Origin of the sequence: Myceligenerans salitolerans (assembly GCF_017349295.1) — a bacterium.
GTDB lineage: Bacteria > Actinomycetota > Actinomycetes > Actinomycetales > Cellulomonadaceae > Myceligenerans > Myceligenerans salitolerans.
Window position 1 is genome coordinate 93,510 of the sequence record NZ_JAFMPK010000047.1, and the last position, 26,732, is coordinate 120,241.

The 26,732-nt window shown below is 72.0% G+C and carries 25 protein-coding genes; 19 read left to right on the plus strand and 6 right to left on the minus strand.

All coding sequences use genetic code 11. The annotated features are described in order from the left end of the window. Positions 1-5 precede the first annotated feature (5 nt). Genes aroC through aroB form a run of 3 tightly spaced genes read left to right on the plus strand, consistent with a single transcriptional unit; the run spans position 6 to position 3,111 of the window. Entirely contained in the window at positions 6-1,238 is a 1,233-nt protein-coding gene (aroC, locus tag J0911_RS13955) for a chorismate synthase (RefSeq protein WP_207276073.1), read from the plus strand. Then, positions 1,235-1,975: a shikimate kinase gene (locus J0911_RS13960; RefSeq protein WP_207276074.1), complete on the plus strand. Its 741-nt coding sequence runs from the start codon at positions 1,235-1,237 to the stop codon at positions 1,973-1,975. Before aroC ends, J0911_RS13960 begins: the two co-directional genes overlap by 4 nt. Further along, positions 1,972-3,111, plus strand: a complete 1,140-nt coding sequence (gene aroB, locus J0911_RS13965; protein ID WP_207276075.1) for a 3-dehydroquinate synthase — start codon at positions 1,972-1,974, stop codon at positions 3,109-3,111. The genes J0911_RS13960 and aroB overlap by 4 nt, the downstream gene beginning before the upstream one ends. 62 nt (positions 3,112-3,173) lie before the next feature. Here aroB and J0911_RS13970 read toward each other — a convergent pair whose 3' ends face one another. The 3 genes from J0911_RS13970 to J0911_RS13980 form a co-directional block, all read right to left on the minus strand. Then, positions 3,174-4,007, minus strand: coding sequence for a glycerophosphodiester phosphodiesterase family protein (locus tag J0911_RS13970; protein WP_207276076.1), 834 nt, complete (start codon positions 4,005-4,007; stop codon positions 3,174-3,176). After that, positions 4,004-5,020 carry an alpha/beta hydrolase gene (locus J0911_RS13975; protein ID WP_307865089.1) on the minus strand — a complete coding sequence of 339 codons (1,017 nt, stop codon included), beginning with the start codon at positions 5,018-5,020 and terminating at the stop codon, positions 4,004-4,006. The genes J0911_RS13970 and J0911_RS13975 overlap by 4 nt, the downstream gene beginning before the upstream one ends. Positions 5,021-5,140: 120 nt before the next feature. After that, positions 5,141-6,013, minus strand: coding sequence for an endo alpha-1,4 polygalactosaminidase (locus J0911_RS13980; RefSeq protein ID WP_207276077.1), 873 nt, complete (start codon positions 6,011-6,013; stop codon positions 5,141-5,143). A gap of 81 nt (positions 6,014-6,094) precedes the next feature. Here J0911_RS13980 and J0911_RS21170 point away from each other — a divergent pair, with 81 nt between their 5' ends. The 5 genes from J0911_RS21170 to soxR all read left to right on the plus strand — a co-directional run bounded on the left by J0911_RS21170 (position 6,095) and on the right by soxR (position 12,336). Then, positions 6,095-7,222: a M15 family metallopeptidase gene (locus J0911_RS21170; RefSeq protein WP_207276078.1), complete on the plus strand. Its 1,128-nt coding sequence runs from the start codon at positions 6,095-6,097 to the stop codon at positions 7,220-7,222. 30 nt (positions 7,223-7,252) lie between these two features. After that, positions 7,253-8,542, plus strand: coding sequence for an alpha-hydroxy-acid oxidizing protein (locus tag J0911_RS13990; protein ID WP_207276079.1), 1,290 nt, complete (start codon positions 7,253-7,255; stop codon positions 8,540-8,542). A gap of 64 nt (positions 8,543-8,606) precedes the next feature. After that, a complete protein-coding gene (locus J0911_RS13995; RefSeq protein WP_207276080.1) occupies positions 8,607-9,971 on the plus strand; it encodes an MFS transporter in 1,365 nt (454 codons plus the stop codon). A gap of 194 nt (positions 9,972-10,165) precedes the next feature. Further along, a complete protein-coding gene (locus J0911_RS14000) occupies positions 10,166-11,809 on the plus strand; it encodes a serine/threonine-protein kinase (protein ID WP_207276081.1) in 1,644 nt (547 codons plus the stop codon). Beyond that, positions 11,806-12,336, plus strand: coding sequence for a redox-sensitive transcriptional activator SoxR (gene soxR, locus J0911_RS14005; protein WP_207276082.1), 531 nt, complete (start codon positions 11,806-11,808; stop codon positions 12,334-12,336). Before J0911_RS14000 ends, soxR begins: the two co-directional genes overlap by 4 nt. Position 12,337: 1 nt before the next feature. Here soxR and J0911_RS14010 read toward each other — a convergent pair whose 3' ends face one another. After that, positions 12,338-12,820 (minus strand): low molecular weight protein-tyrosine-phosphatase, encoded by a 483-nt coding sequence (locus J0911_RS14010; protein WP_307865090.1) that lies wholly within the window; start codon positions 12,818-12,820, stop codon positions 12,338-12,340. A gap of 144 nt (positions 12,821-12,964) precedes the next feature. Between J0911_RS14010 and J0911_RS14015 the strand changes: the two genes are divergently transcribed. Further along, positions 12,965-13,420: a type II 3-dehydroquinate dehydratase gene (locus J0911_RS14015; protein WP_207276083.1), complete on the plus strand. Its 456-nt coding sequence runs from the start codon at positions 12,965-12,967 to the stop codon at positions 13,418-13,420. Between the two features lie 49 nt (positions 13,421-13,469). On the opposite strand, the gene J0911_RS14020 is transcribed toward J0911_RS14015, so the two are convergent. Both J0911_RS14020 and J0911_RS14025 read right to left on the minus strand, forming a co-directional pair. Then, positions 13,470-14,231, minus strand: coding sequence for a hypothetical protein (locus J0911_RS14020; protein WP_207276084.1), 762 nt, complete (start codon positions 14,229-14,231; stop codon positions 13,470-13,472). Continuing rightward, positions 14,228-14,836: a SatD family protein gene (locus J0911_RS14025; protein ID WP_207276085.1), complete on the minus strand. Its 609-nt coding sequence runs from the start codon at positions 14,834-14,836 to the stop codon at positions 14,228-14,230. The genes J0911_RS14020 and J0911_RS14025 overlap by 4 nt, the downstream gene beginning before the upstream one ends. Positions 14,837-15,069: 233 nt before the next feature. Between J0911_RS14025 and J0911_RS14030 the strand changes: the two genes are divergently transcribed. The 10 genes from J0911_RS14030 (at position 15,070) to pyrF (ending at position 26,426) form a co-directional block, all read left to right on the plus strand. Beyond that, positions 15,070-15,648 carry a Pycsar system effector family protein gene (locus J0911_RS14030; protein WP_207276086.1) on the plus strand — a complete coding sequence of 193 codons (579 nt, stop codon included), beginning with the start codon at positions 15,070-15,072 and terminating at the stop codon, positions 15,646-15,648. Between the two features lie 106 nt (positions 15,649-15,754). Further along, positions 15,755-16,318: an elongation factor P gene (efp, locus tag J0911_RS14035; RefSeq protein ID WP_207276087.1), complete on the plus strand. Its 564-nt coding sequence runs from the start codon at positions 15,755-15,757 to the stop codon at positions 16,316-16,318. An 81-nt stretch (positions 16,319-16,399) separates the two neighbouring features. Continuing rightward, on the plus strand, positions 16,400-16,816 hold the full coding sequence (gene nusB, locus J0911_RS14040) for a transcription antitermination factor NusB (protein WP_207276088.1): 417 nt from the start codon (positions 16,400-16,402) through the stop codon (positions 16,814-16,816). A 182-nt stretch (positions 16,817-16,998) separates the two neighbouring features. Beyond that, entirely contained in the window at positions 16,999-17,625 is a 627-nt protein-coding gene (pyrR, locus tag J0911_RS14045; RefSeq protein ID WP_207276089.1) for a bifunctional pyr operon transcriptional regulator/uracil phosphoribosyltransferase PyrR, read from the plus strand. Then, positions 17,622-18,617 (plus strand): aspartate carbamoyltransferase catalytic subunit, encoded by a 996-nt coding sequence (locus J0911_RS14050; protein ID WP_207276090.1) that lies wholly within the window; start codon positions 17,622-17,624, stop codon positions 18,615-18,617. Before pyrR ends, J0911_RS14050 begins: the two co-directional genes overlap by 4 nt. After that, positions 18,614-20,044 carry a dihydroorotase gene (locus J0911_RS14055; RefSeq protein ID WP_207276091.1) on the plus strand — a complete coding sequence of 477 codons (1,431 nt, stop codon included), beginning with the start codon at positions 18,614-18,616 and terminating at the stop codon, positions 20,042-20,044. The genes J0911_RS14050 and J0911_RS14055 overlap by 4 nt, the downstream gene beginning before the upstream one ends. Then, entirely contained in the window at positions 20,041-20,700 is a 660-nt protein-coding gene (locus J0911_RS14060) for a PH-like domain-containing protein (protein ID WP_207276092.1), read from the plus strand. Before J0911_RS14055 ends, J0911_RS14060 begins: the two co-directional genes overlap by 4 nt. Continuing rightward, positions 20,684-22,048 carry a glutamine-hydrolyzing carbamoyl-phosphate synthase small subunit gene (gene carA / locus J0911_RS14065; protein ID WP_207276093.1) on the plus strand — a complete coding sequence of 455 codons (1,365 nt, stop codon included), beginning with the start codon at positions 20,684-20,686 and terminating at the stop codon, positions 22,046-22,048. Before J0911_RS14060 ends, carA begins: the two co-directional genes overlap by 17 nt. Further along, positions 22,048-25,494 carry a carbamoyl-phosphate synthase large subunit gene (carB, locus tag J0911_RS14070; RefSeq protein ID WP_207276094.1) on the plus strand — a complete coding sequence of 1,149 codons (3,447 nt, stop codon included), beginning with the start codon at positions 22,048-22,050 and terminating at the stop codon, positions 25,492-25,494. Before carA ends, carB begins: the two co-directional genes overlap by 1 nt. After that, positions 25,491-26,426, plus strand: coding sequence for an orotidine-5'-phosphate decarboxylase (pyrF, locus tag J0911_RS14075; protein ID WP_207276095.1), 936 nt, complete (start codon positions 25,491-25,493; stop codon positions 26,424-26,426). Before carB ends, pyrF begins: the two co-directional genes overlap by 4 nt. The last annotated feature ends 306 nt before the right edge of the window (positions 26,427-26,732 follow it).

The window sequence follows — 26,732 nt, forward strand, 5'->3', positions numbered from 1 at the left end:
GCCGCATGCTTCGCTGGTTGACCTCGGGAGAGTCACACGGTCCTGCCCTGGTGGGGGTGATGGAGGGGCTGCCGGCAGGCGTCGCTCTCACCACCGACGACATCCGGGCGGCGCTCGCCCGGCGCCGTCTCGGCTACGGGCGCGGCTCACGGCAGAAGTTCGAGCAGGACGAGCTGCGCGTGCTCGGCGGCCTGCGGCACGGAGTCACGCAGGGTGGGCCGCTGGCCATCGAGATCGGCAACAGCGAGTGGCCCAAATGGACCGAGGTCATGGCCGCCGACCCCGTGCCGCGCGAGGCGCTCCTCAAGGACGCCGGAACCGGTGACGAGCGTGAGATCGCCCGCAACCGGCCCCTCACCCGCCCGCGGCCCGGCCACGCCGACCTGGTCGGCATGCGCAAGTACGGGTTCGACGACGCCCGGCCCGTCCTGGAGCGGGCCAGCGCCCGCGAGACCGCGATGCGTGTCGCCCTGGGAACGGCCGCCGCGAAGTTCCTGGAGCAGGCACTGGGCGTGCGGCTCGTCTCCCACGTCGTGGCGATCGGCCCCGTCGAGGTGCCCGACGACGCGCCCGTGCCCGGTCCCGACGACGTCGCCGCGCTCGACGCCGACCCCGTGCGCTGCCACCACCCCGCCACGTCGAAGCTGATGGTCGAGGAGATCGATCTGGCCAAGGCCGACGGCGACACGCTCGGCGGCGTCGTGGAGGTCGTCGCCCACGGCGTCCCGTCGGGGCTCGGCACCTACGTCCAGGGTGACCGCCGCCTCGACGCACGGCTGGCCGCCGCCCTCATGGGTATCCAGGCGATCAAGGGGGTCGAGGTCGGTGACGGCTTCCGCACCGCCCGCCGCCGTGGCACGGCGGCGCACGACGCGATCCTGCCGGGTTCCGGGGCCGGGGAGGACGGGGCCCGGCTGTCGCGCGGCACCAACCGCGCCGGCGGCATCGAGGGCGGCATGTCCAACGGCGAGGCGGTGCGGGTGCGCGCCGCGATGAAGCCGATCTCCACCGTGCCGCGTGCCCTGCCGACGGTGGACGTCGCCACCGGTGAGGCCGTGACCGCTCACCACCAGCGCTCGGACGTGTGTGCCGTGCCGCCGGCGGCCGTGGTCGCCGAGGCGATGGTGGCGCTGGTGCTCGCCGAGGCCGCGATCGAGAAGTTCGGCGGGGACTCGCTCCCCGAGACCCGGCGCAACGCCGAGGCGTACCTCGCCGCGATCCCGGAGACGCTGCGATGAGCCACGACGCGAACCCCGGCACGACGGCCGGCGCGACCGGCGCGACCGGCGCACCCGGCATCCACGCCGCGGCCCCGGCGGCGCCCACCGGCCCGCCTCCGGACACCTCCGGCCCGCTCGTCGTCCTGGTCGGACCGCCCGGCTCGGGCAAGTCGAAGGTCGGCCGCGTGCTGGCCCACGGCCTCGGCGTGAGCGTCCGCGACACCGACCACGACATCGAGGAGCGCGCGGGCAAACCCGTCGCCGACATCTTCGTCGACGACGGCGAGCCCGCCTTCCGCGCCATGGAACGCGAGGCCGTCGCGGCGGCGCTCGCCGAGCACGACGGGATCCTGGCGCTGGGCGGGGGAGCCGTCATGGACGCCGCGACGGCGCAGGCCCTGACCTCCTACGCGGCGCGGGGCGGCGACGTCGTCTTCCTCGACGTGACGCTCGCCGTCGCGGCACCGCGTGTCGGCATGAACCAGGCGCGGCCGCTGCTGCTGGGCAACCCGCGCCAGCGGTGGCAGGCGCTCATGGACGAGCGCCGTCCCACGTACGAACGGCTCGCGACCCTGCGCATCCACTCCACGGAACGTCCCGCCGAGGAGGCGGCGGCCGAGATCGCGGGTGCGCTCGGCCTGCGCCCCGTGGCGGAGTTCGCCGATCCGAGGCACCTGGACGACGGGGACGAGCACCCCGCCGGCAAGGCCCCCGCGGCACGCGCCGTCACGAACGAGCAGGGAGACGAGCAGTGAGCACCACCCGTGTCACCGTGGCGGGAGAACGGCCGTACGACGTCGTCATCGGGCGGCACCTGCTCGGTGAGCTCGCGACGATGATCGGCCGCGACGCGCGGCGGGTCCTCGTCATGCACCCGGCCTCCCTGCAGGCCACCGGCGAGGCGGTGCGTGAGGACCTCAAGGAGCAGGGCTACGAGGCGTTCGCCGTCGAGCTGCCCGACGCCGAGGAGCAGAAGACCGCGCAGGTCGCCGCCTTCTGCTGGCAGGTTCTCGGGCAGGCGGACTTCACGCGCTCCGACGCGATCGTGTCGGTCGGCGGCGGCGCGACGACGGACCTGGCCGGCTTCGTGGCGGCGACGTGGCTGCGCGGCATCCGTGTCGTGCACCTGCCCACCACGCTGCTCGCGATGGTCGACGCCGCCGTGGGCGGCAAGACCGGCATCAACACCGCCGAGGGCAAGAACCTGGTGGGCGCCTTCCACCCGCCCGCCGGGGTGCTGTGCGACCTGGCCGCCCTGGAGTCCCTGGACCGCTGGGACCTGGTGGCCGGCCTCGCCGAGGTCGTCAAGACCGGCTTCATCGCCGACGAGGAGATCCTGCGCCTCGTGACCGCCCACGCCGCCGACCTCAAGGGCTGGCAGGGCCGCGACGCGGCGCCCGCCACCTGGGACGTGCTCGCCGAGCTGGTCACCCGCTCCGTGCGGGTCAAGGCGCGGGTCGTGGGGGAGGACCTCAAGGAGTCCGGGCTGCGCGAGATCCTCAACTACGGCCACACCTTCGGCCACGCCGTCGAACTGGCCGAACGCTACCAGTGGCGGCACGGCGCGGCCGTGGCCGTCGGGATGGTGTTCGCCGCCGAGCTGGCGCGGCTGGCCGGCAAGCTCGACGACGCCGTCGTCGACCGTCATCGTGACATCCTCACCGCGCTCGGCCTGCCGACGTCGTACCGCGGCGACCGGTGGGACGAACTGCTCGGCGCGATGCGCCGGGACAAGAAGTCCCGCGGCGACCTGCTGCGGTTCGTCGTGCTGGACGACGTCGCGAAGCCGGTCCGCCTGGAGGGCCCGGACCCGACGATCCTGGCGGCCGCCTACGCGGAGGTGTCGAAGGAGCCCCCGGCGGGCCGGGAGACACAGGTGACGCTCGGCTGACCACGGCCGACGCCGACGGGCCGGCCACCGCACGGCCGGCGGCGCCGGAGACCGGGACGCGCTCAGCCCCACATCCCGCGGGCGACCAGCACGTCCCTGAGCACGTCGGCGCGGTCGGTCACCAGGCCGTCCACGCCGAGGTCGATGAGGCGCCGCATCTCCGCGGCGTCGTCGACCGTCCACACGTGCACCTGCTTGCCCGCGCGGTGGGCGGCACGCACGGTGACGGCGTCGACCACCGTGAGCCGTCCGGCGACCGGCACCCGCTCGGTCACCGGGACCTGAAGAGCTCCGACGTCACGCAGGGCGTGCCGCGCGAGCGGTGCCAGACCGGTCCGTGCCCCGGCGAGGAAACGCGCGACCTCCCCCCTCCCGGCCGACGTGGCCACGGGGCGTGACAGGTGCGCCAGCGTCGCGCGGCGGCGCGCGGGGGAGAACGAGGTGACGCAGACACGGTCGTGGGAGCGGGTGCGCTCGACGGCCTCGGCCACGGGCAGCACGCCCGAATCGGCCTTGACGTCGATGTTCACCCGCAGGGCGGGCCACGTGCCCAGCAGGTCGTCGAGCCGGGGGACCGGCTCGCTGCCGCCGATGCGCGCGGCACGGACCGTGTTCCACGGCAGCTCGGCGACCAGCCCGGAGGAATCGGTGGTGCGGTCCAGCGACTCGTCGTGCAGCGCGACCGCGACGCCGTCGCGCGTGCCGTGCGCGTCGGTCTCGACGTAGGAGTAACCGAGGTCGACCGCCGCGGCGAACGCGGCGAGCGAGTTCTCCAGCCCGTCGTCCACCCCGCCCGGGCGTGCGAAGCCCCGGTGCGCGAGCGCGGCGAAACCGTGCGGGGCGTCGAAGTAGCCGCTCCCGGCCGGCCGGTCACCCCTCTCGTGGCGCGCGGTCACAGCCGTTCCTCCAGCCACGCGAACATCTTGCCCAGGTACTCGGTGCGCGGCTCGTCCGCCGACAGCGACAGGTCGTGCACCGCACCCGGGACGACGAGCTGGGTGACGTCGTCGCCCAGGCGGCGGGCGCGCCGGGCGATCTGGTCGACGTCGAGCACGGTGTCCTGCGCGTCCAGCAGCGGGTTGTCGGCACGGTCCGGCCCGGACGAGTCGGACCGCGCCACGAGCACAGGGGCCGAGATGCGCAGGCCCCGGGCCACCTGCATCTGCACCCGCCGTACGGCACGCATCCACAGGGCCAGGGCGGGCTGCCCCTGCGGCTTCTTGAGACGCGTGTCGAACTCCCACCGGCCGCCGTTCGCGGCCAGCAGATGCGTGGCGTACTCGCTGCGCCCCTCGGTCACGACCCGGTGCGGGCTCGCGGGCGCGGCGATGCGCAGGATCCAGGTGCCCACCGTGCGCTCGAACAGCGTGCCCGGCAGGTCGAGGAACGGACTGTTCAGCACCAGCAGGTCAGGACCCTGGTAGGAGCCGTCGGGCAGCGTGCCGCGGCGGGCGTGCGCCCACAGCGCCGCGGTGAGCCCGCCGGTGGAGTGGGCGTGCACGACGACCGGCAGACCCGGATGCAGCCCCCGCACGGCACGCACGGCCTCGTCGATGTCGGCGGCCTGCTCGCGCAGGTCGCCGACATAGTGGGGCACCTGCCCCTCACGCAGGGAACGGCCCGCGGCACGCAGGTCGACGGCGTGGAACGCGTAACCGGCGCGCGTGAAGGCCCGCGCCAGGTGCTCGTGGAAGAAGTAGTCGTTGTACCCGTGCACGTGCACGACGGCGGCGTGCGGCGGCAGGACACCACCCGGTGCGGGCGGCCGCGGCCCGAGCGCCGCCCCGGCCGGCACGTGACGCACCAGGGTCGCGGGACCGAGCTTGCTCTGCTCGAACGGCTCGCCCAACAGCGTGTCGGGCTGCCAGCGCAGCGGGACCCGCGACGACGGCGGCAGAGGTTCGGGCACGGATGGATGGTAGCCCGGGATCCGGCGGACGGTCAGCCGGCCAGGCCGGCCCGACCCGTCGCCCACCGCGCGCCGCGGCGCCCGGCGCCCACCGGGACCTCCGCCTACCGGGACCTCCGCCTACCGCACGTCGCACTGCTCCCGCGTGTACCCCGCATCCCCCGGACCCACCAGGTCCCGGTCCCGCAGGACCGTCGACGGCGCACGGTCCGGGTCCGCGCACAGCCGCGCGAACGACACCGGCAGGTTGTCCGTGTACTCCACCTGCAGCACCCGCTCCCCGTACACCTCGCGGTACGCCCCGCACTCCGCATACGCCCCGCACTCCTCGACCACCGCGAAGTCGAACCCCAGGTCGCGCCCGGCACGCGCGGCCCCGGCCGCGTTCTTCTGCCCGACGGCGAGCCCGGCAGCATGCGCGAGCTCCACGTACGCGCGCGCCAGCGCCAGCGCGTCCGCCCGCTTCACCAGACCGGTGGCACGATCGTCGAACCGCGTCCACGTGTCGAGGTTGTCGATCTCCACGGCGTCGAACCCGTCCGCCGCACACCCGGCGATCACCGGCCCCACCACCGCCACGATCCGCTCCCGCCGCGACGCCGTCGACGGGTCCAGGACGAACTCGTCCGGCCAGTGCGGATCCACCACGAGCCGGCCGTCCGCGTCACGCAGCAGCAGCTCCTCGTTCTCACCCGCCCACAGACCCTCCTCGCCCGGCTGCGTCTGGAACCCGTTGACATAGCAGACCGAGTACGCACCCCGCACAGGATCCGCCGACGCGTCCCGCACCACCACGTCCAACCCCGCCTCCACCCCGTACGCGGCGCCCAGCTGGTAGTCGAACCGTCCGCCCGCCGGAGGCAGGGCCACGGCGCTCGCGGTCGCGGACGCCGCCCCGGTGGCCTCGGGCGGGGTGGAGCCGGCGTCGGGACCGGCGCAGGAGCTCAGCGAGAGCGTGACGAGGAGCAGCACGGCTGCGGGTGTGCGCGACATGGCCCCACCGTAGGCCGCCGCCACGAAATCACCCCGCCGCGATTGTCCACGTCACCGAGTCGTGCCGTAGGTTCTGACGCTGTGACCCAGACGGCCTTCCCGCCCCCTGCCGCCGAGCCCTCCCCGTTCCCGGAGCCGGCTCCCGCGAAGAAGCCCGGAAAGCGCCACCGCGGCCGCACCAACACCGTCATCGTCTCCGTCCTCGCCTTCCTCCTGGCCGTCACCGTCGGTGCCGCCTACTGGTTCCTGGAACGCGAGTCCGGCGACCTGGCGCGACAGGCCGCGTCCGCCGAGACCCTTCTCGCGCAGTCCGAGGGCCGCGTGGCCGACCCCGCCGTACGGGAGGCCCTGGAGGCACGGCTGACAGCGGCCGACGACGTGCTCAACGGGACGGCGTTCGTCGACCGGCTCCCCGGCCAGGCCACCGAGGCCACCGAGAACCTCATCGCCGCCTCCGACCGTGTGTGGGCCTCCATGGTGCAGCGCGCCAGGACCGACATCGCCACGGGCCGCGACCAGCTCGAGGACACCATGGACCGCGCGGAGAAGGTCTACACCGTCACGGCGTCCCTCGACGGTGACGACCTGACCCGCTCCGCGCTGCGCTCGGCCCTCGACTCCGCCGAGGTCACCCACACCCGCACCCGTGAGGACCGCCTGGCCGACGCCGAGCTCACCCAGCTCGAGCAGGCGGTCGGCGACCTCACCGCACGTCGTGCGGAACTCGGCTCCACCACCGGCACCATGGTCGCCGCGCAGGACGCCGCCACCTGCCCGGCGCCCGACCAGCTGTGGACGCCCGACAGCGGCCGCATTCCCGAACAGCGCCTCGCCCCCATCCCGTGGGACACCGGGTACCGCGTCCGCGCCGACGTCCTCGACTCCCTCATCTCCCTGAACGACGCCTACCGCGCCCACTTCGGCACCGACCTCACCATCAACTCCGCCTACCGCAGCCTCCAGGACCAGACGGGCCTCTACGACCCGAGCTCGCCCATCGCCGCCGCACCCGGCTGCTCCACCCACGGCCTCGGCCTCGCGGTCGATCTCGGCGGCGGCGTCCAGACCTTCGGCACCCCCCAGCACGAGTGGATGCAGGCCAACGCACCCGCCCACGGCTGGCTCCACCCGCGGTGGGCCGCACCCAACGGCCGTGTCCCCGAAGCCTGGCACTGGCAGCACGAGAAGTCCCCGGCCGAGACCCTCTGACCCCACCCGCAGGCAGGAACCCTCGCAGCGATGAACGCCATCTCCCGGACAGTGCAGTCCGCCATCTACACCGCGGGTGCCTACGGTCACCGCCCCGTCGTACCCACCTCACCCGACCGGCTCGAAGCCGCGGCCCGCGCCACGATGACGACGCGCGCCCGCGCGTACGTCGCCGACGGCGCCGGCGACCAGCGCACCGCCGCCGCCAACCTGGCCGCCTTCACCCGCCACCGCATCCTGCCCCGCCAGCTCACCGGCACCCACCGGCGTGACCTCACCACCACCCTCCTCGGCCGCACCCTGCCCGCACCCCTGCTGTACGCCCCCATCGGCGCGCTCGAGCTCGCCGTCCAGCACAAGCGCGGCACCGCCGGGACGCCCCGGGGCGCCGAGCCCGAGCTCGCCCGCGCCGCCACCCGCACCGGGGTGCCCGTCATCATCTCCTCCCAGGCCTCCACCCCCATGGAGGACACCGCCGCCCTCCTGGGCGACACCCCCCGCTGGTACCAGCTCTACTGGCCCCGCTCCGCCGAGCTCACCCGCTCCCTCGTGCGCCGCGCCGAGGACATCGGCGCCGAAGCGATCGTCCTCACCACCGACACCAGCACGCTCGGCTGGCGCACCCGCGACCTCGACCTCGGCAGCCTGCCCTTCGTCCGCGGCGAAGGGCTCGCCCAATACCTCTCCGACCCCGAGTTCCAGCAGCTCGCCGCCACCCGCGCCACCCAGCCCGCGCCACCCGCGCCCGCCCCCGCACCCCGGCCCACTCTCCGCGCCCTCGCCACGCTCGCCTCCCTGCGCCGCCACCACGCCACCCGCGCCCACGTCGACACCTTCCTCGACACCTTCTCCGACCCCACCCTCACCTGGCCCGACCTCGCCCGCCTCCGAGACCTCACCGACCTGCCCATCCTCGTCAAAGGCGTCCAGACGCCCGAGGACGCCACCGCGGCCCTCGACCACGGAGCCGCCGGCATCATCGTCTCCAACCACGGCGGACGACAGATCGACAACGCCATCGCCTCCCTCGACGCCCTCCCCGCCGTCGCCCACGCCGCCCGCGCCCACACGCCGCACACACCCGTCCTCTTCGACTCCGGCATCCGCACCGGCGCCGACACCTTCGTCGCCCTCGCGCTCGGCGCCGACGCCGTCCTCCTCGGCCGCCCCTGGGTCTACGGCCTGGCCCTGGCCGGCGCCGACGGCGTCCACGCCGTCACCCAGCACGTGCTGGCCGAGCTCGACATCACCATGGCCCTCGCCGGCGCCGCCACCCTCGCCGACATCGGACCCCACACGCTCGCCCGACACGAACCGTGAGAGCCGCCGCCACCTCCCGCCCGCGCTACCTTTCGTTCACCCGCATCGAGGAGAGTCCGGTCCCATGAGCGAGAACACCGCCCCCGCGACGGGGCTCGACCTTCAGGCCGACGCCGACATACCACGCAAGCGCGTCCTGGCCTGGGCGCTGTGGGACTGGGGCACCCAACCGCTGAACACGGTACTGATCACCTTCGTCTTCGCCGCCTCCTACCTCACCGGCGCCGACTTCATCGACCCCGCCCTGGCTGAACTGGGACCCGACCACCCCGACCACGCCCGCGCGCTCGCCGAACTCGCCGCGAACTACGGCTACGCCGGCTTCGTCGCCGGCATCGCCGTCCTCCTCCTCGCACCCGTCATCGGACAACGCGCCGACGTCACCGGCCGGCGCAAGAAATGGCTCGCCGGCACCACTCTCGCGCTCGTCCTCCTGCAGTTCGGGCTGTTCTTCGTCTACGCCGACCCCACCTACTTCTGGCTCGGCGCCATCCTGATCGGCCTCATGCAGGTCGTCCAGGACGTCGCAGGCGTCAACTACAACGCCATGCTCGTCAGCGTCTCCACACCACGCACCGTCGGCAAGGTCTCCGGCCTCGGGTGGGCCATGGGCTACGTCGGAGGCATCGTCGCCCTCGGCGCGGTCGTCGTCGCCAACACCGTCGACTTCTGGGGCATGCCCACCGACAACGGGCTCGGCTACCGCGTCATCGCCGTGTTCTGCGCCGTCTGGACCGTGATCTTCACCCTCCCGCTCTTCCTCCACGTCCCCGAGACCCCGCCCGCCGCCGGCCGCGCCCCCGCCGGCTTCCTCCGCAGCTACGCCGTCGTCGCCAAGGACATCGCCGGCCTCTGGCGCGACGCACGACCCACCTTCTGGTTCCTCGTCGCCTCCGCGATCTACCGCGACGGACTCACCGGAGTCTTCACCTACGGCGCCATCATCGCCGCCCAGGCCTTCCACTTCCCCGAAGCCTCCGTCCAGGCCTTCGGCCTCGCCGCACTCTTCGTCGCCGGCGCCGCCGCCTTCGTCGCCGGCTTCCTCGACGACCGCTTCGGCAGCCGCGCCGTCGTCGTCGTCTCCCTCGTCGGCATGGTGCTCTCCGGCCTCGCCATCGTCGCCCTCCACCCCCTCGGAGCCACCGTCTTCTGGGCAGCCGGCCTCTTCCTCTGCCTCTTCGTCGGCCCCGCACAAGCCTCCTCGAGATCCTTCCTGGCACGTCTCACCCCCGCCGGCCGCGAATCCGAGGTCTTCGGCCTGTACGCCACCACAGGCCGCGCCGCGTCCTTCCTCACCCCGCTCCTGTGGGGACTCGTCATCCACCTCACCGGCGCCATCATCTGGGGCACCCTCGCCGTCCTGCTCGTCGTCCTCGTCGGCCTCCTCATGCTCGCCCTCGTCCGACAGCCCTCACGCACCACCCCCTGACCACGCCCGACATCCCGCCACCCCCTCCTCGCCAACACCCCACGGATTCGCCCTCCTGCAAGCGACCCCAGTAGCATCAACCGCGCACGACGGCCGGGCCCGCCCCGCCACGCACCAGCACCACCCACCACCCGCGTGCCGGCGACACAACGACCGATGAACGACCGATGAGACCTGTGAGGGGGGATCACAGCGTGTCGATCGAGACGAGCCCCGGTACGCCCGGAGCCACCGGCGCAGCCGTGCCACTACGCCCCGAGGACCCACGCCACCTCGGACCGTACCGGCTCCTCGGCATCCTCGGCTCCGGCGGCATGGGAACCGTCTACCTCGGACGCACCCCCGAAGGCGAGAAGGTCGCCGTCAAGGTCGTCCGCCTCGACCTCACCGGCGAACAAGAATTCCGCGAACGCTTCGCCCGCGAGGTCGACGCCGCCCGCCGCGTCTCCGGCAGCCACACCGCGAGCCTCGTCTACGCCGACCCCCACGCCCGCCAACCCTGGATGGCCACCACCTTCGTCCTCGGCCCCTCACTACGCGAGACGATCGGCGAAACCGGACCCCTCGACCTCACCACCCTCCGCGCACTCGGCCTCGGACTCGCCGAAGGCCTCACCACCATCCACGGCGCCGGACTCGTCCACCGCGACCTCAAACCCGGGAACGTCCTCCTCACCACCGGCGGCCCCCGCATCATCGACTTCGGCATCGCCCGCGCCCTCGAAGCCACCGCACTGACCTCCGTCAGCCAGGTCCTCGGCACCGCCTCCTACATGTCGCCCGAACAGGTACGCGGACACGAGGCAGGCCCCGCCTCCGACATCTTCTCCCTCGGCTGCCTCCTCGCCTACGCCGCCACCGGAACCTCACCCTTCGGCAGCGGCCCCGCCGAATCCGTCGCCTACCGCGTCGTCCACACCGAACCCGACCTCGACGGCATCCCCCCGGAACTGCGGCTCCTCGTCCACGACTGCCTCGCCAAGGACCCCACCACCCGCCCCACCCCCCAACAGATCGTCCAACGCCTCACCCACCGCACCACCCGACCCGTCACCTGGCAGACCACCCCCGCGCTCAACACCATGATCGCCGCACGCGCCAAAGCCGTCCGAGCACTGGAGGCGCGCAGCGACGCCGAGGAGACCGAAGAACTCACCCCGCTCGCCGAACCCGGCACCCGCACCCGGCCCGCACGGCCCCGCACCACCCGGAGCGCCACCCTCAAGGTCGTCACCGCGGCGCTCGCGGGTCTGCTGCTGCCCGTGGGCGTGTGGACGTTGTACGACCGTCTCGCGAACCCGCCCGGGACGAGCGTCGCGCCCGACGGCTGGTACACGATCGAGGGGGAGCGGATCGCGGCCGATCCGCGGCCCGACCACTTCGTGGAGATCGTCATCACGACCGCGACACCGGGGGAGCAGGTCCTGGTCGGGTATGCCGCGACGGTGGTGCGGGAGGGCGAGGCCGTGGTGCCGAGCCCGCGTCCGTCCGAGCCCGGTGGTGCGCCGGGCGTGGACACGGTCCAGGTGGGGAACGAGGACGGCTTCCTCGTCGAGACGCCGTGGCGCGGCAGGATCCCGGTCGACGAGCGCGTCCTCGCGGTCGGCGCCACGGGGAGCGGCGCGGAGGGGGAGATCACCTGCAGCATCTCCGTGGGCGACGAGCTGGTGGCGAGCGCGACGTCGCCGTCGACGTCGTCGTGCGTCACGCCCTTCGAGGGCAAGGAGCTGCTGAGCGGTCGCGAGCGGGGGAGCGACGAGCTCTCGGGCACGTCGCCGGAGGACTCGACCGCTCCGACCAAAAAAAGTGTGCCAAGCGGCGAAGGTGACGGGCCGTGACCGACGGGGAGTCCTCGGCAGCGGCCGGACCTCCGCCGGACCGCACGGAACTCACGGTGGGGGAGGTGGCCCGGCGTTCGGGCGTCGCCGTCTCCGCCCTGCACTTCTACGAGCGCCAGGGTCTGATCACGAGCCGGCGCACCCGCGGCAACCAGCGGCGCTACCGCCGGGACGTGCTGCGCCGCGTGGCGTTCATCCGCACGTCGCGGCGGGTGGGCATCCCGCTCGTGCGGATCGGTGCGGCGCTCGCCACGCTGCCCGAGGACCGCGCGCCCAGCCGGACGGACTGGGCGCGGCTGTCGCGCGCGTGGCGCGAGGACCTCGATGCGCGGATCGAGCAGCTGGAGCGGCTGCGGGACACTCTCACCGACTGCATCGGCTGTGGCTGTCTGTCGCTCCGGACCTGCGCCCTGAACAACCCGCACGACGAGCTCGCGGACACGGGTACCGGTCCGTGCAGGCTGCTGGTGGACGGTGTCGAGGACGACGACGGCACCGGGCGTACTGCCGCTGGCGCCTCCCGCTGAGTCAGGCCGCGATGCCGGTGCGCACGTGCAGGACGATGCCGTCGGCGGCGGCCTCGATCTGGTCGAGACACTCCTCGAAGTCCGCGGGCCCGCCGTACCAGGGGTCGGCGATGTCGAGCATCCGGGACGGGAGGGTGGCGGCCGCGGGGTCGAACGACCGGTAGAGCCGCACGTCGACGTCCGGGCGAAGGGCGCGCAGGCGGCGTGCGTGCTCACCGGTCATGGCGAGCACGAGGTCCCGGGAGCCGACGTCGGGCCCGGTGGCCTGCCGTGCGACGTGGCCCTCCCCGGCGGGATAGCCGCGAGCGACGAGGGCGGCGCGGGCACGGTGGTCGATCGGGTTGCCGCGCTCCTCGTCGCTCACCCCGGTCGAGTCGACGACGACGTCGAGGCCGGCGGCCTCGAACCTGTCCCGGAGCACGATCTCGGCCATGGGGGAGCGGCAGATGTTGCCGGTGCAGACGGTCATCACGCGATAGGTCACGGGACCATTGTCCGGGACGGACGAGTTCGCCCCGTCCGCCCGGGGCGAGCGCGAACCACCGACGGCGTGCCCTCCGGGCAAAAAAGTGTGCCAAGCTAGGAACTCCCACACCACCCACCCGTGCGGTCACCTAACCTCATGTCCATGACACGAGTGCTCATCCTCAACGGACCCAATCTCGGCCGGCTCGGTGTCCGTGAGCCCGAGATCTACGGACATGCCACGCCGGCCGATCTCGAGGCGGCCGCGGGGAAGTGGGCGAGCGAGCTCGGTCTCGACGTCGAGGTCCGGCAGACCGACGACGAAGGGACGCTCCTGGGCTGGCTGCACGAGGCCGTGGACGGGCGCGCGCACGTCGTCCTCAATCCGGCGGCGTTCACGCACTACAGCTACGGCATGCGGGACGCGGCGGCTCAGGTGACCGGGTCAGGTCTCACCCTGGTGGAGGTTCACCTGTCGAACCCGGCGACCCGCGAGTCGTTCCGCCATCTCTCGGTGGTCGCGGGGGTGGCCACGGGGACGATCGCAGGTTTCGGCTTCGAGAGCTACCACCTCGCCCTCAGGGCGGTGGCGTCACGGGTGTCCGAGGCAGCAGGGTAAAGCTCACGACTGAATTCTGCTCCACTTAAGCACTAAGCGAAAGTGCGGCTCAAGGCATGCCGATGCCTGCGGCCGCGCTGTCGAGCCCGACGACGGCCAACCCGGCGACTGCTACCAGCCAGCTCGCGAAGCTTCCGATGAGGAAGTACTCCGAGACCGGGTTCGGCCGGACCCCGGTGGCCGCCGATTTGTGGTCGGCCTTGACGTCGGGGTAGCGCAGCAAACCCTTCGCGGCGACGACGGCGGCCGCTGCGGTGAATGCTCCGGTCATGCCGAGTCCGAGGATGAACAGACGCTCCATGGATCCCAGTACCCGGCCGCTCTTGAGCCGTTGCTCCCCGGGTGTCGTCGGCACGCCGACGGTCTCAAGGGTGAGGCGGACGATGACATTTGCCGTGGCCAGCTGCGCCAGGGCGACGCCGAGGACCAGAACGGCGCGGTTGTACGGGATGGCGGTCAGCGGACCGGAGAACACCGCGGGCCATTGCCCGTCGTTGCCATCCGCCAGCAGGAGACTGATGGCGACGCCGAAACCCAGGCCCGTGAAGGCCACGAGGCGCGAGCTCCGGCGTGTCCTGGTCGCGAGGGCGTCAGCCGACCCGAGCGTCCAGGCGGTCAGTGCGAGCGCGAGCGGGATGGTCAGGAGCCAGTCCAGACCCGTCGTTCCCCCGGCCGCTAGAAGGAGCGCGAGGACGACGAGCCCGACGGCGAGGACGGTGATCCGTCGCCGTGCCGAGGTGTCGTCGTCGGACGCGCGGAGCAGGTCGCTCACGCCAAGTGCGCCCAGGAATGCTCCCAGTACTGCCATCATCCTGCCTCTCCGAAGGTGACCTGCGCGTCGTGTGCCGCCCGGACGCCACGGGCGAAGGCCTGACTCACCGCCGACTCGGTGATGCCCTCGACCTCCGCGATCGCCCGTTGCGACTCGCCCCGCAACGCCAGGAGGAGCATGCGGTGCTGGCGGTCGTTGAGTGTCGCGACGAGTGCGTCCCGGGCGAGCAGGAACGCGTTGACGAACGAGGGGTGGGGTGCGTTCTCGTCGTCGTCGGGGCCCACGTAGCAGGTCCCGTGCTTGCCCTTGAGCTTGTCGATGGCTTCGCGCGCCGCCCACCACCCCGGACCGTCCTGCAGCAGCGGGCGTCGATCGTCGTCGTGGACGGTGACGTCGCCGTATCCGAGTCCGAAACGCATGTCGACCTCCGGTGCCAGCTGGAGCCGGACGAGAAGTGTCGCCAGCGTGGCGTCACCGATCGTGCGGAACCCGCCCTGGACCTCGTCGCCGACCGTCGGCTCCATGAGCTGAGCCGTGTCGATGGTGTCGTTCACCCGGCCGAGGACCTCGCCGATCCTTCGCTGGACCGCCGCACGGTCAGGGACCTCACGAGATCCGATGAGGTCACCGATGAGCGTGAACATGGTCGAGGGCCGTCCTCTGAAGACGTCGAGACTTAAGCGCTGAGCTGACTGTTGCGTATCCGCAACAGTACAGGTGAAGAGGCGATGTCGGAGCTAGTCGTGCGACCGTGATCGGTCCGAATAGGATCCTCGGGGCACGGCCCGGGGCGGTCGGTCGCCACGCCTCGCAGTCGTCACGCCGGAAGCCTCCGGCCATGCGCTGGCCGGTGAACGGGGAGCAGGGAGGGAAACGGGTGAGCTGGTGGGGTGCAGGCCGCGTGCAGCGCGACGCGCGCCGGCTGACGGGCCGGCCCGGTCAGCGCCGGCCTGCCGAGGGGGCGGTGAGTTCCGATGCGCAGTTCGTCCAGTCGATGCTGCAGCTGACCATCACGAACGCTGACGTCAAGACCAGCGTCCTGGTCGCGGCGATCGCTCTGACCTTTGGCGTCGGGACTCCCGCGATCCCGTTCGAGCAGGCGATCGTGCCCGGTTCCTGGCTCGCCGTGGTCGCCGCCTTCCTCGGACTCGTCGCGATCGTGCTCTGCGGTGCTGCCGGCCTGCACCTCGTCCTGTCGCTGCGACCCCGGATGAAGAAACGAGAGTTCTCCCGCTACTCACTCCCGGACATCGTGGGCGCGTCCGTCGACGAGCTGGCGGCTACCGGCGCGGCTGGCGACCGCCGTGAAGCCTGGGTCCAGGTCAAGAACCTGGCAGACATCTCGGCGCAGAAGCATGCTCACATCCGCAGAGCCCTCATCTACTATCCGGCGTCGGTCGTGCTGATGGTCGTATCGGCGGCGATCGGCATCGTCGTACGCGCCGCGCCGATGTGAGCGGGCCGCGCCGTCCCCGTTAGACTGAGGCGCTACTCCCGAACCTCCCCGGTCACGCCGTGCGTCGTCGTGCCCGGCACATCATCCGAACTACAGGAAGACGAACGTGGCAACCTCGAACGACATCAAGAACGGCACCGTGCTCCGCATCGACGGTCAGCTCTGGACGATCCTCGAGTTCCAGCACGTCAAGCCGGGCAAGGGTGGCGCGTTCGTCCGTACCAAGATGAAGAACGTGCTGTCCGGCAAGGTCGTGGACAAGACGTTCAACGCGGGTATCAAGGTCGAGACCGCGAACGTGGACCGTCGCGACTACCAGTACCTGTACATGGACGGTACGGACTACGTGTTCATGGACAACGACACGTACGACCAGATCACGATCAGCCCGGCGACGGTGGGTGACGCGAAGGACTTCATGATCGAGGGTATGCAGGTGATGGTCGCCACGAACGACGGCCAGCCGCTGTACCTCGAGCTGCCGCAGTCGGTGACGATGGAGATCACCTACACGGAGCCGGGCCTGCAGGGTGACCGGTCCACCGGCGGCACGAAGCCGGCGACGCTGCAGACCGGTGCGGAGATCCAGGTTCCCCTCTTCCTGGAGCAGGGCACGAAGGTCAAGGTCGACACCCGCACGCGCGACTACCTGGGACGCGTCAACGACTGATCCTCGGTGCACCGCGGGCAGGAGTGCCGAGACACCCTTCCCGCGGAGCCGAACGGATCAGTCGTCACAGAAAGGAACCTGATGGGCGCCCGCACCAAGGCGCGCAAGCGCGCCGCCGACATCCTCTTCGAGGCCGAGCAGCGGGACATCGATCCGGCGAAGCTTCTCGCCGACCGGGTCGCGACCCCGTACACCGAGGCGCCCGTGCCGCAGTACACGGTCGAGATCGTCGAGGGGGTGCTGGCGCGGCTGGACCGCATCGACGAGGCCCTCGAGACGTACTCGCACGGCTGGACGCTGCGGCGTATGCCGGCGGTGGACCGCGCCCTGTTGCGTATCGGAACGTGGGAGCTGCTGTTCAACGACGACGTCCCCGACGCCGTCGCCGTCGACGAGGCGGTGGAGCTCGCCGCCGGGCTGTCCACCGACGAGTCGCCGGCTTTCGTGAACGGGCTCCTCGGCCGGATCAAGGACATGAAGCCCAGCCTGCTCGCGTGACCCGCTCCGAGGGTCTCGGCGCCGGTGGACGATGCCAGGGCCCGTGAGGGACACGGTGGTGTGAGGAACGCCGCTCGCCGCATCGCGGCGGGCGGCGTTCTCGTGCCCGTGCTACGGGTTATGGTGGCGGTGTCAGACTCCCTTTAATCCCGTCCGGTGAGGCGGAAAAGGAGGCCAGGAGGATGAGTCCTAGCACCGCTCTGCCCGGAGACAGGCCGAGCGAGAACCCCCGGGGAACCACGGTTCTCGAAGCTCCCGACATCGCCCGCGCGCTGACGCGCATCGCGCACGAGATCACCGAGCGCAACAAGGGAGCGGCCGACGTCGTCCTCCTCGGCATCCCGACGCGGGGCGTCCCGCTGGCCCGCCGGCTCGCCGAGCGTCTCGCGGCCGTCGAGCCCACGTACGACCCCGGCGCCGTGGGGGAGCTCGACGTCACCATGTATCGCGACGACCTGCGCCGGCATCCCACACGCGCGGTCGGGGCGACGCGCATCCCCGGCGGCGGCGTCGACGGCCGCACGGTGGTGCTCGTCGACGACGTGCTGTTCTCCGGCCGCACCATCCGCGCGGCGCTGGACGCGCTCAACGACGTCGGCCGCCCGCGCGCCGTGCAGCTCGCGGCCCTCGTGGACCGAGGGCACCGCGAGCTGCCGATCCGCGCCGACTTCGTGGGCAAGAACCTGCCCACGTCCCGCTCCGAGCGCGTGAGCGTGCGCCTGACCGAGACCGACGGCGAGGACGCGGTCACGATCGGCGAGAACGTCGCCGCGGCCGGGCAGACCCCGGGCGAGGGGGGCATGCGATGAGGCACCTGCTGTCCACCGCCGACCTCGCGAAGGACGACGCCGTCCTGCTGCTGGACACGGCCGCGCAGATGGCGGCCACCCAGGCGCGCGAGATGAAGAAGCTGCCCACCCTCCGTGGCCGCACGGTGGTCAATCTGTTCTACGAGGACTCCACGCGCACGCGCATCTCGTTCGAGACCGCCGCGAAACGTCTGTCGGCCGACGTGATCAACTTCTCGGCCAAGGGCTCGAGCGTGTCCAAGGGCGAGTCCCTCAAGGACACCGCGCTCACCCTGCACGCCATGGGAGCCGACGCCGTCGTCGTGCGCCACCAGGCGTCCGGTGCGCCGCACATGCTCGCGCACGCCGGCTGGCTGGACGCCGCGGTGCTCAACGCCGGCGACGGGATGCACCAGCACCCGACCCAGGCGCTGCTGGACGCGTTCACGATCCGTCGGCACCTGGTGGGCGGCGGGTCGGACGCCGGCACGGAAGGGACCGATCTGGCCGGGCTGCGGGTGGCGATCGTCGGTGACGTGCTGCACTCCCGGGTGGCGCGGTCGAACGTGCACCTCCTGCACACGCTCGGTGCCCACGTGACGCTCGTGGCCCCGCCGACGCTGCTGCCCGTCGGTGTCGAGACGTGGCCGTGCGACGTCTCCTACCATCTCGATGAGACGATCGAGCAGGCGTCGCCCGACGCGGTGATGATGCTCCGTGTGCAGCGCGAGCGGATGAGCGGCGGTGCGGGCGGCGCGTTCTTCCCGAGCGCGCAGGAGTACAGCCGCAAGTTCGGCCTCGGTTCGCAGCGCCTGGCGCGGCTTCCCCGCCATGCGATCGTCATGCACCCCGGGCCGATGAACCGGGGCCTGGAGATCAGCGCGGACGCCGCCGACCATCCCCGGTCCGTGATCGTGGAACAGGTCGCGAACGGCATCGCGGTGCGCATGGCGTCCCTGTACCTGCTGCTGGCAGGCAGCGACGACGCCCCTGACGAGAGGACCAGTCTGTGACCACCACGTACATCCTGCGCGGCGTGCGCCCGCTCGGCGGCGAGCCCGCCGACGTCGTCCTGTCCGGCGGGCAGATCGCGTACGTCGGCGCGCCGGGCACCGCGCCCCGCCCGGCGACGGCTTCGCCGTCCGGGGATCCTTCCGTGGCCGGCACCGCCGGCCCGGGCTCGTCGTCGGACACGGGCACGGACGTCGTCGAGATCGATGGCGGGAACCGCCTCGTCCTCCTGCCGGGCCTGGTCGACCTGCACACGCACCTGCGCGAACCAGGCCGGGAGGACGCCGAGACGGTGTACTCCGGCACCCGCGCGGCCGCCGCGGGCGGCTTCACCGCGGTGCACGCGATGGCGAACACGACCCCCACCCAGGACACCGCCGGTGTCGTCGAGCAGGTGTGGCGGCTCGGGCGTGACGCCGGCTGGGTCGACGTGCGTCCCGTGGGCGCTGTCACCGTGGGCCTCGGCGGCGAGCGCCTGGCGGAGCTGGGTGCGATGGCGGATTCGGCGGCTGCGGTGCGGGTGTTCTCGGACGACGGGAAGTGTGTGCACGATCCGGTGCTGATGCGGCGGGCGCTGGAGTACGTGAAGGCGTTCGACGGCGTGGTGGCGCAGCATGCGCAGGAGCCTCGGCTGACCGAGGGTGCGCAGATGAACGAGGGTGTGGTGTCGGCGGAGGTGGGGCTGGCGGGGTGGCCGGCGGTGGCGGAGGAGTCGATCATCGCGCGGGATGTGCTGCTGGCGGAGCACGTGGGGTCGCGGTTGCACGTGTGTCATCTGTCGACGGCGCGGTCGGTGGAGATCGTGCGGTGGGCGAAGTCGCGGGGGGTGGAGGTGACGGCGGAGGTGACGCCGCATCATCTGCTGCTGACGGATGAGCGGGCGCGGTCGTACGACGCGCGGTTCAAGGTGAATCCGCCGTTGCGGACGCGGGCTGATGTGGAGGCGGTGCGTGAGGGGCTGGCGGACGGCACGATCGATGTCGTGGCGACGGACCATGCGCCGCATCCGGTGGAGGACAAGGACTGCGAGTGGGCGGCGGCGGCGTTCGGGATGACGGGGCTGGAGACGGCCTTGTCGGTGGTGCAGGCGACGATGGTGGACACGGGGAGGATGTCGTGGGCGGACGTGGCGCGGGTGTTGTCGCAGGCGCCGGCTCGGATCGGGCGGATCGACGGGGGTGTGCAGGGGCATGGTCGTCCGTTGGAGGTGGGTGAGCCGGCGAACGTGACGTTGGTGGATCCGTCGCGGTCGCGCACGGTGCGTGGTGTGGAGCAGGTGACGGCGAGTGCGAACACGCCGTTGGAGGGGATGGAGCTGCCGGGTGTGGTGGTGGCGACGTTCCTGCGGGGCCGGGCGACGGTGCTCGGTGGTGTGCCGGTGGGCGGCGAGCTCGGCCGGGTGGGCGAGACGGAGGGAGTGCTGCTGTGAATCTTCCGATGCCGGTGGCGGTGGCGGTCTGGGTCGTGGTCGGGCTCGCGCTGCTGTATCTGGTGCTGACGGGGCGGCGTCGGCTGGCGTCGCGGACGAGGGCGGTGGTTCCTGTGCCGCCTCCGGTTCCGGCTGAGGTGGCGGCGTCGTTGGCCGGTGCGTTGACCGGGGGGCCGGTGCCGGTGTTCGGGCCGGTCGAGGCGACGTACGTGTCGAGCACGCTGCATGGTGACTGGTTGGCGCGCGTGGGTGCGCATCAGCTGGGTGACCGGGCGCTGGCGCGGGTGAGTGTGCTGGACTCGGGTGTGCTCGTGGAGCGTGAGGGGACGCGGGACGTGTGGATCCCGGTCGGCGCGATCCGGTCGGCGCAGTTGGCGCCGGGGATGGCGGGGAAGTATGTGGGGGCGGACGGGCTGGTCGTGGTGTCGTGGGCGGTGTCCGGTGACGATGCCGGTGAGGGTTCCGTCCTGCTCGACACCGGGCTGCGCACCCGGCACGCCACGGGTCGTGGTGGGCTGGTGGATGCCGTCCGCCATCTGGTCGCGGCGGGCAGGGCCGGCGCCGCGACGTACGACAGCAGTGAACTTCAGCAGGACGTCCGGCAGTACCAGGCACCCAGCACGACCGGGGGAACACACGATGACGACGACATCTGATCCGATCACCGACATGACGACGAGTTCGACGCGCGCCGCGCTCGTCCTGGAGGACGGCAGCACGTTCGCGGGCCGCGCCTATGGCGCGACGGGTTCGACGTTCGGGGAGCTGGTGTTCTCCACGGGTATGACGGGCTACCAGGAGACGTTGACGGATCCGTCCTACCACCGGCAGATCGTGGTGATGACGGCTCCGCACGTGGGCAACACGGGTGTGAACGACGACGACCCGGAGTCGGGGCGGATCTGGGTGTCCGGGTACGTGGTGCGGGATCCCGCGCGGCGTGTGTCGAGCTGGCGGGCGCGGCGTTCCCTGGACGAGGAGCTGGCGGCGCAGGGTGTGGTCGGGGTGAGTGGTCTGGACACGCGGGCGCTGACGCGGCGGCTGCGTGAGGAGGGTGTGATGCGCGCCGGGATCTTCTCCGGTGAGGCGCTGTTCGAGGAGGGGCCCGGTGGGCGGGTGCGCGAGCGCCCGGTGTCGGACCTGGTGGCGCAGGTGCGGTCGGCGCCGCAGATGGCGGGGGCGAACCTGGCGCCGGAGGTGTCCACGCGGGAGTCGTACGTGGTGGAGCCGTCGGGGGAGTTCGCGGGGCGGGCGCCGGTGGCGACGGTGGTCGCGGTGGATCTGGGGATCAAGGCGATGACGCCGGTGCGGCTGGCGGAGCGTGGTGTGCGGGTCGTGGTGGTTCCGCAGAGTTCCACGATCGAGGACGTGCTGGAGGTGTTCGCTCAGGCGCCGGAGGGTGCGCCGCGGGGGGTGTTCTTCTCGAACGGTCCGGGGGATCCGGATGCGGCCGAGCACGAGGTGGGGTTGTTGCGTGAGGTGCTGGACCGGGGGATTCCGTTCTTCGGGATCTGTTTCGGGAACCAGATCCTGGGGCGGGCGCTGGGGTACGGCACGTTCAAGCTGGGGTACGGGCACCGGGGGATCAATCAGCCGGTGCTGGATCGCACGACGGGGAAGGTGGAGGTGACGGCGCACAACCACGGGTTCGCCGTGGACGCGCCGGTGTCGGACGGGTCGGGGGGTGCGGTGGCCTCGACGGCTCCGCACGCCGGCGGCCGGTACGGGCGCGTCGTCGTCTCCCATGTGGGGTTGAACGACCAGGTGGTGGAGGGGTTGACGTGTCTGGACCTGCCGGCTTTCTCGGTGCAGTACCACCCGGAGGCGGCGGCGGGTCCGCATGACGCGGCGTACCTGTTCGATCGGTTCGTCGGGTTGCTGACGGATCCGGGGGCGTGGCCGCCACGGCTGGCCTCGCCCGGCGGGCCGGTGCCGGACGGTGGGGCCGTGCCGGTTGCCGCCGCTGATGAGACTGCTGCTGTCGAGACTGAGGAGAAGCACTGATGGCCCGCCGGAACGACATCTCTTCGGTCCTGGTGATCGGGTCGGGCCCGATCGTGATCGGTCAGGCGTGCGAGTTCGACTACTCGGGTACCCAGGCGTGCCGGGTGCTGAAGGAGGAGGGCCTGCGGGTCGTCCTGGTGAACTCGAACCCGGCCACGATCATGACGGACCCCGAGTTCGCGGACGCGACGTACGTGGAGCCGATCACGACGGAGGTACTGACCTCGATCATCGCGAAGGAGCGTCCCGACGCGCTGCTGCCGACGCTGGGCGGTCAGACGGCGCTGAACGCGGCCATCGCGCTCGACGAGGCCGGGGTGCTGGCGGAGTACGGCGTGGAGCTGATCGGCGCGAACATCGCCGCGATCCAGAAGGGTGAGGATCGGGAGCAGTTCAAGCGGGTCGTGGAGCGGTGCGGGGGTGAGTCCGCGCGCAGCGAGATCGTGCACTCGGTCGAGGAGGCGCTGCGGGCGGCCGACACGCTCGGGTACCCGATGGTGGTGCGTCCTTCGTTCACGATGGGTGGCCTGGGTTCCGGGCTGGCGTACGACGAGGAGGACCTGCGCCGGATCGTCGGGCAGGGGCTGCACTACTCGCCGACCACGGAGGTGCTCCTGGAGGAGTCGATCCTCGGGTGGAAGGAGTACGAGCTGGAGCTGATGCGCGACAAGGACGACAACGTCGTGGTGGTCTGCTCGATCGAGAACGTCGACGCCGTGGGTGTGCACACGGGTGACTCGGTGACGGTGGCGCCGGCGATGACGCTGACCGACCGGGAGTACCAGAAGCTGCGGGACATCGGTATCGCGGTGATCCGGGAGGTGGGGGTCGACACCGGCGGCTGCAACATCCAGTACGCCGTGGACCCGGCCACGGGGCGCGTGATCGTCATCGAGATGAACCCGCGCGTGTCGCGGTCCAGTGCGCTGGCGTCGAAGGCGACGGGGTTCCCGATCGCGAAGATCGCCGCGAAGCTCGCGGTGGGGTACACGCTGGACGAGATCCCGAACGACATCACGCGGGTCACGCCCGCGTCGTTCGAGCCGACGCTCGACTACGTGGTGGTCAAGGTGCCGCGGTTCGCGTTCGAGAAGTTCCCCGCCGCCGACGACACGCTGACCACGACCATGAAGTCGGTGGGCGAGGCGATGGCGCTGGGCCGCAACTTCACCGAGGCCCTCGGCAAGGCGTTGCGGTCGATCGACAAGGGCGGGGTGACGTTCCACTGGGACGGCGCCGCGCCGTCGGGCGCGCGGTTGGAGGCGCTGCTGAAGGAGATCGAGCGGCCCACGGAGTCGCGGCTCGTGCAGGTGCAGCAGGTGCTGCGCGCGGCGGCGGAGCCGGGCGGGACCGCGGCGGGTGACCTGATCGACCGGGTGCATGCCGCCAGCGGCATCGACCCCTGGTTCCTGGACCAGATCCTCCTGGTCAACGAGCAGGCCGCGGCCGTGGCCGCGAGCGCCACGCTGACGGCGGACGTGGTGCGGGAGGCGAAGCGGCACGGGTTGTCGGATGCCCAGATCGCGCGGCTGCGGAACATGGGGCCGGCTGGTGAGGCGACGGTGCGGGAGGTGCGGCACGCGCTGGGGGTGCGGCCGGTGTACAAGACGGTGGACACGTGCGCGGCGGAGTTCGCGGCGGCGACGCCGTACCACTACTCGTCCTACGACCAGGAGTCGGAGGTGGCGCCGCGGGAGCGGGAGGCGGTCATCATCCTGGGGTCGGGTCCGAACCGGATCGGGCAGGGGATCGAGTTCGACTACTCGTGCGTGCACGCGACGTTGGCGCTGGCCGAGGCGGGGTACGAGACGGTGATGGTGAACTGCAACCCGGAGACGGTGTCGACGGACTACGACACGTCGGACCGGTTGTACTTCGAGCCGCTGACGTTCGAGGACGTGCTGGAGGTGTATCAGGCGGAGGCCGCGGCGGGTCCGGTCAAGGGGATCATCGTGCAGCTGGGCGGGCAGACGCCGCTGGGTCTGGCGCAGCGGCTGGCCGATGCGGGGCTGCCGATCCTGGGTACGAGCCCGGAGGCGATCGACGCGGCCGAGGATCGTGGTGTGTTCGGGCAGGTGCTGCACGATGCGGGTCTGCCGGCACCGGCGTTCGGTACGGCGCGCACGCTGGGGCAGGCGCGGGAGGTCGCCGACCGGATCGGTTATCCGGTGCTCGTGCGTCCTTCCTACGTGCTGGGTGGGCGGGGCATGGAGATCGTGTACTCCGACGGTCAGCTGACCGAGTACGTGGAACGCGCGTTGGTGGAGGCGACCCGGGTGGGTGTGCCCGGTACGTTGCCGGCGCCGTTGCTGATCGACCGGTTCCTGGACGATGCGATGGAGATCGACGTCGACGCGCTGTACGACGGTGAGGAGTTGTTCCTCGGCGGGGTGATGGAGCACATCGAGGAGGCCGGGATCCATTCGGGTGACTCGGCGTGCGTGCTGCCGCCGGTGTCGCTGTCGGAGGTGGAGATCGAGCGGATCCGTCGTTCGACCGAGGCGATCGCCCGGGGTGTGGGCGTGCGCGGGCTGTTGAACGTGCAGTATGCGCTGGTGTCGGATGTGCTGTACGTGCTGGAGGCCAATCCGCGGGCGTCGCGCACGGTGCCGTTCGTGTCCAAGGCGACGGGTACCGCGCTGGCGAAGGCGGCCGCGCGGGTGATGGTGGGGGAGAGCATCGCGGGGCTGCGCGCGCAGGGGCTGCTGCCGGCCGAGGGCGATGGTGGCACGCTGGACCTGGAGGCGCCGCTGGCGGTGAAGGAGGCGGTGCTGCCGTTCAAGCGGTTCCGTACCGGTGCGGGGATCGTGGTGGACACGGTGCTGGGTCCGGAGATGCGTTCCACCGGTGAGGTGATGGGTTTCGACAAGGACTTCCCGCACGCGTTCGCGAAGTCCCAGGCGGCTGCCTACGGGGGGTTGCCGACGTCGGGCACCGTGTTCGTGTCGGTGGCCGACCGGGACAAGCGGCACGTGGTGTTCCCGGTCAAGAGGTTGGCCGAGATCGGGTTCACGGTGCTGGCCACGGCGGGTACCGCGACGGTGCTGCGGCGTAACGGTATCGAGGCGCAGGTGGTGCGCAAGTACTCGGCGGGGAAGGGGCCGCAGGGGGAGCCGACGATCGTGGACCTCATTCTCGACGGGCAGGTCGACCTGGTGGTCAACTCACCGTCCGGGCAGGGTGCGCGCGCGGACGGCTACGAGATCCGTGCGGCCACGACGGCGGCCGACCGGCCCATCGTCACGACGGTGGACCAGCTGGCCGCGGCGGTCCAGGGCATCGAGGCGGTGCGTGGTGGCCCGTTCGCGGTCGGCAGCCTGCAGGAGCACACCGCCGCGACGCTCGCCCGGCGGGCGCGTGCCGGCTCGGGCGGTGCGGACGGTTCGGGCGATCCCGTCGGCTCGGGTGAGCCGGGTGGTGGTGCGGTGCGGGAGGTGCTGGTATGAGCCCGGTCCCGCCGGGCGCGCCGTCGTCGGGCCCTGCCGTGCGGGGTGGGCGGGACGGCGCGGCGACGGTGCCGTTCGGTGCACGGCTGGCCGGGGCGATGGACGAGCACGGGCCGTTGTGCGTGGGCATCGACCCGCACGGGACGCTGCTGGACGGGTGGGGGCTGGCGGACACCGCCTCCGGTGTGCGGGACTTCTCGCTGCGGGTGGTGGAGGCGCTGGCCGGGCAGGTGGCGGTGGTCAAGCCGCAAGCCGCGTTCTACGAGCGGCACGGGTCGGCGGGGCTGGCGGCGCTGGAGGAGACTCTCGCCGCCGCCCGCGCGGCCGGGCTGCTGACGATCGTGGACGCGAAGCGTGGGGACATCGGCTCCACGATGTCGGCGTACGCCGACGCGTTCCTGCGGGACGGCTCGCCGCTGGCCGGTGACGCCCTGACCGTCTCGCCCTACCTCGGTTTCGGTTCTCTCCGCCCCGCGGTGGACCTGGCCGCCGCTACCGGCCGCGGGCTGTTCGTGCTGTGCCTGACCTCGAACCCCGAGGGCCCTCAGGTGCAGCACGCCCGCTCGAACGCGGGTCCGGGCGGCACCGGGCCGGGGCCTTCCGTGGCCGCGCTCATGGCAGCGCACGCGGCCGCGCTCAACGCCGGGGCCGCGCCGATGGGGTCGGTGGGCCTGGTCGTGGGTGCGACCATCGGTGACGCCGTCGTGGCCACCGGCGTCGACCTCGCGGCGGTGAACGGGCCCCTGCTCGCCCCGGGTGTGGGAGCGCAGGGCGCGGGGGAGAAGGAGCTCGCGACGACGTTCGGGGCCGCGCGCGGGCAGGTGCTCGCGTCCTCCTCCCGCGCCATCCTGCGGGCGGGCCCCGCGCCGGGGGACCTGCGGGCGGCGGCCCGGCGTGCCGCCGGGGAGGCGACCCGCGCGCTGCGCGGCTGACGCACCGCTCCGGCGGCTCGGCGGGGCGAGGAACCGTCGCGCCGCCGGGCCCGGATCGGGGAGCTGATCAGCGCTCCCGCGATCCCACGGTGCGGGAGAACCCGTAGTGCGTGACGGACGTCACACTGTTCTCCGTGCCTGAGGGTTGACACGGCGTCGACCAGGACTTTTGGCGCATTCTGCATACCCTTTACGGTGAAATGCTCTTGATGGGATGTCCGGCAGACGTGAAGGGTTGCGGAAATGTGCGCCACGCGGGGGGTTCTGGATTGCCGACCAGGGAAGTCATGACTACTTTCGAGGCAG

What these genes read in the sequence shown, in the direction of transcription:
- aroC (WP_207276073.1), top strand. Translation starts at nt 6, where the DNA reads ATGCTTCGCTGGTTGACCTCGGGAGAGTCACACGGTCCTGCCCTGGTG.
- carB (WP_207276094.1), top strand. Translation starts at nt 22,048, where the DNA reads ATGGCCCGCCGGAACGACATCTCTTCGGTCCTGGTGATCGGGTCGGGC.
- J0911_RS13980 (WP_207276077.1), bottom strand. Translation starts at nt 6,013, where the DNA reads ATGTCGCGCACACCCGCAGCCGTGCTGCTCCTCGTCACGCTCTCGCTG.
- J0911_RS14015 (WP_207276083.1), top strand. Translation starts at nt 12,965, where the DNA reads ATGACACGAGTGCTCATCCTCAACGGACCCAATCTCGGCCGGCTCGGT.
- J0911_RS13995 (WP_207276080.1), top strand. Translation starts at nt 8,607, where the DNA reads ATGAGCGAGAACACCGCCCCCGCGACGGGGCTCGACCTTCAGGCCGAC.
- J0911_RS14050 (WP_207276090.1), top strand. Translation starts at nt 17,622, where the DNA reads ATGAGGCACCTGCTGTCCACCGCCGACCTCGCGAAGGACGACGCCGTC.
- J0911_RS14020 (WP_207276084.1), bottom strand. Translation starts at nt 14,231, where the DNA reads ATGATGGCAGTACTGGGAGCATTCCTGGGCGCACTTGGCGTGAGCGAC.
- pyrR (WP_207276089.1), top strand. Translation starts at nt 16,999, where the DNA reads ATGAGTCCTAGCACCGCTCTGCCCGGAGACAGGCCGAGCGAGAACCCC.
- J0911_RS13960 (WP_207276074.1), top strand. Translation starts at nt 1,235, where the DNA reads ATGAGCCACGACGCGAACCCCGGCACGACGGCCGGCGCGACCGGCGCG.
- pyrF (WP_207276095.1), top strand. Translation starts at nt 25,491, where the DNA reads ATGAGCCCGGTCCCGCCGGGCGCGCCGTCGTCGGGCCCTGCCGTGCGG.
- carA (WP_207276093.1), top strand. Translation starts at nt 20,684, where the DNA reads ATGACGACGACATCTGATCCGATCACCGACATGACGACGAGTTCGACG.
- J0911_RS13990 (WP_207276079.1), top strand. Translation starts at nt 7,253, where the DNA reads ATGAACGCCATCTCCCGGACAGTGCAGTCCGCCATCTACACCGCGGGT.
- nusB (WP_207276088.1), top strand. Translation starts at nt 16,400, where the DNA reads ATGGGCGCCCGCACCAAGGCGCGCAAGCGCGCCGCCGACATCCTCTTC.
- J0911_RS14025 (WP_207276085.1), bottom strand. Translation starts at nt 14,836, where the DNA reads ATGTTCACGCTCATCGGTGACCTCATCGGATCTCGTGAGGTCCCTGAC.